The sequence below is a fragment of the Anaerofustis stercorihominis genome (assembly GCF_024623185.1).
GTDB lineage: Bacteria > Bacillota > Clostridia > Eubacteriales > Anaerofustaceae > Anaerofustis.
In genome coordinates this window covers 1-2764 of the sequence record NZ_JANJZK010000049.1, presented here as the reverse complement: position 1 = coordinate 2764, position 2764 = coordinate 1, and the positions used below count along the sequence as shown (strand labels likewise).

At 34.3% G+C, this 2764-nt stretch carries 2 protein-coding genes; one reads left to right on the top strand and one right to left on the bottom strand.

All coding sequences use genetic code 11. The annotated features are described in order from the left end of the window. Positions 1 to 529 precede the first annotated feature (529 nt). Entirely contained in the window at positions 530 to 1861 is a 1332-nt protein-coding gene (locus tag NSA01_RS09895) for an MATE family efflux transporter (RefSeq protein WP_257481296.1), read from the bottom strand. A gap of 104 nt (positions 1862 to 1965) precedes the next feature. Here NSA01_RS09895 and NSA01_RS09890 point away from each other — a divergent pair, with 104 nt between their 5' ends. Continuing rightward, positions 1966 to 2718, top strand: a complete 753-nt coding sequence (locus tag NSA01_RS09890; RefSeq protein ID WP_257481295.1) for a MerR family transcriptional regulator — start codon at positions 1966 to 1968, stop codon at positions 2716 to 2718. Positions 2719 to 2764 lie beyond the last annotated feature (46 nt).

The following is a 2764-nucleotide window of genomic DNA, read 5'->3' as shown; positions in this document are numbered from 1 at the left end:
AATGCTGCCCGCATTTCGTGAAACAGTCGCCTTCCCATCCCTTTAAAAAAATTTATATAAAAGAAATACTTATTTAAATAAGGGGTTATAGTAGCTTCTCTTTCAAAAAACGCAGGCAGCGTTTCTTAGGAAATCGAACAGATTTAAAAGCCGTTACGGAACCCCATAAAAGTCTTTATTTATAAATAATTGGATTTTATATGCAAAGCAGTCACTACTCCAACCCATATATAGGAAGGTTTACACTTTGTTAAAGCTAATAACTCTTTTAGGTGATATGCGGGTAAATGACTTTCATAAGTTTAATATCCCTTTTAGCAAAGCTCTTAGGCATCGCGCCCAGCGGGGTCGTTTTCCTTATATTGTGACTATTAAAAGACTTCGAAGAAGGCTTACTAAAATTTACTTAAGTAAATTTTAGACGTGTGAAACACAATTAATAACACGAGCGAATTTGCGTTAGCAATATTTGCGAGTCGGACAAGCAAAATAGAACGGGGTATTAGGGGCAGTGACCCTTATTAATTCATTAATTAATATAATTATATCTATCCTTCTGCTTAACGATGCAGATAATGGATATCACAAGCGCCAATATTTCCGCTATAGGTATAGCCAGCCATAGTCCGTCCACACCTATTATAAGCGGTAGAAGTATTATAGCCCCGGCAATGAAAACAAAGGTCCTCATAAAAGATATGAGTGCGGATATTTTTCCGTTTGACAGTGCAGTAAACATAGACGAAGCAAATATATTAAATCCGGAGAACAAGAACGTTACCGAAAATAATAAATATGCTCTTATGGCAAGCGGATATGTTTCACTGTTTTTTGGAATGAATATCGAAACCACATCCTGTGCAAATACAAGGGACAGCACGAATATACTTACCGTTGATACCATTATTATTTTCATACTGTTTTTAAATACCCTTTGAAGCTGGCGTTTATTCTCACTTCCAAAGTTATAGCTTATAATAGGAGCGACACCGCTTGAGAAACCCATATACATAGAATTGAATAAAAACTGTGCATATAATAATAGGGAAATCGCAGCAACGCCCTGCTCACCTAACATCCTCATAAGGGTGACGTTAAACATCCAGTTTGTAATACACATTGAAACATGCCCCACCATTTCTGAAGCCCCGTTTGTCATACACTCGGTAAGTACCTTTACATTCTTATCGATCTTACCGAAATGAAGACCTTTTTTATTAAATATAAAAAATATAAGTCCCGCCGTGGACGGTATCATATATCCGATAGTAGTCCCAAGAGCAGCTCCGGAAATACCCATATTCATCGGCACCATAAATATATAATCCAAAAATATGTTGGTTATCCCCGCAATTATCGTAAAAGTAAGACCAAGGGCAGGTTTACCCGCAGTTACAAATAAACTGCTGAATACGAGCTGGAACATAAGTAAAGGGATAAAGGTTAGACATATTTTTAAATAGTCATAGCAATATCCGAAAAGTACATCGCTGGCTCCTAAGAAATATATTATCTTATCCAAGAATAAAAGAGAAACCACCGACATCACCGCACTTATAATAAAAACGGTCATGACTATCAAAGACAGATCCCCGTTGGCTTCGTCGTCTTTTTTCTCCCCAATATTCCTTCCTATTATTGCACTTCCTCCCGTACCAAACATAATTGCTGCCCCAAAGAACAAGTTCATGAGAGGCTCAATTATATTTATTGCGCTAAGTCCGTTTATTCCCACAATCCTCGATACGAATACTCCGTCCACGATAGTATAAAGAGCCATAAATAGCATCATAATAATCGTAGGCAGGCTGAATTTTATAAGGGAACTCAAGTTAAATTCTTTTGAAATACTGTTATTCATAATTTCCTCCTCTCATTTATTTAACTGACGTTACTGATTATAAACCTTAAAGTTACTTGAATGTCAATAGGTTTTTATATATAATCTTAATAAAGGAGATAATAATGGAAGATAAATTTAATATAGGAACTATTTCAAAGACTTTAGGTATACCAAAGTCCACAATAAGATACTGGGAAAGCGAAGGACTTATAAATCTGGACAGAAATAATAACAACGAATATAGGGAATTTTCGGTCTCTTCGATATTTGAAATTTTGGATATCTTATTCTACAGAAAACTGAATATCCCGATAAAAGAATTAAAGGAAATCAACTTTAAAAGCACGGAAGATATAGAACAGATACTCATAAACAATAAAAAAATAATAAATGAACAAATCAAAAATTTAAAAAAAACTAAAAATTTAATTGATGAAAGATTGGAACAAACAAAGACTTTTTATTATCTAAAGGAAAATCCATATGAAATTGTAGATGAAATAAAGAATATAGGAACGATAATCGAATTTGAAATGTCCAACAGAGAAATATTAAATAAGTACTCTTCGGCTCCTGGACATTTTGTTTACTTTATAGACAGAAAAAAGGATATATATAAATATGGTTTCATCACGGATAAAGTAACGGAAAAAGACAATATCCTTTGGAAAAACGAAAAAGGAAAATATAAATATGCAAGGTTCATATTAAAGCAAGATTACTACAGCCTAAAGACAGACGTGTTAAAACACGTGGAAGAACTAAGAAAAAGAGGATACCAAACGGGAAAACTCATTGCAAGATATATGCTGACCGATTATGATAACGGGAAATTTGATTACTATGAGGCTTTTATTGAAATCAGGGATATATAAGGGCTATCCGCCCTTAAAAACCCGACCATTCTTTGCTTGTCCAAAG

Bases quoted from the DNA above. Each gene is read 5' to 3' on its own strand.
- NSA01_RS09890 (WP_257481295.1), top strand. From the start codon at position 1,966: ATGGAAGATAAATTTAATATAGGAACTATTTCAAAGACTTTAGGTATA.
- NSA01_RS09895 (WP_257481296.1), bottom strand. From the start codon at position 1,861: ATGAATAACAGTATTTCAAAAGAATTTAACTTGAGTTCCCTTATAAAA.